At 63.0% G+C, this 243-nt stretch carries 1 protein-coding gene; it reads left to right on the top strand.

What is annotated here, in order from left to right; genetic code table 11:
- Positions 1 to 243: ATP-binding cassette domain-containing protein (locus tag KVS71_RS18350; protein WP_217585253.1), on the top strand; the 243-nt coding region annotated here is incomplete at both ends.

The following is a 243-nucleotide window of genomic DNA, read 5'->3' as shown; positions in this document are numbered from 1 at the left end:
CTCCACTACCCTGGCACCGGCAAGGACCTGCCCGAGCCACCCCATCTCGCCATCCCCTTCGGATCCCCCCTGGCGATCGTGGGTTCTTCCGGTGCGGGCAAGTCGACCCTCATCGATGTTTTGCTCGGCCTTAGCCCGCCGTCTTCTGGCGAGCTCCACATCGTCGGGCAGCCGCTCTCTCTTGTGTTGAACCAGTGGAGTGCACATGTGGGATACGTTCCACAGCGGGGAGCTCTTTTCGAC

It is taken from the genome of Microbacterium sp. GbtcB4 (assembly GCF_019091465.1).
Lineage (GTDB): Bacteria > Actinomycetota > Actinomycetes > Actinomycetales > Microbacteriaceae > Microbacterium > Microbacterium paraoxydans.
This window is presented reverse-complemented; position numbering and strand designations above follow the sequence as displayed.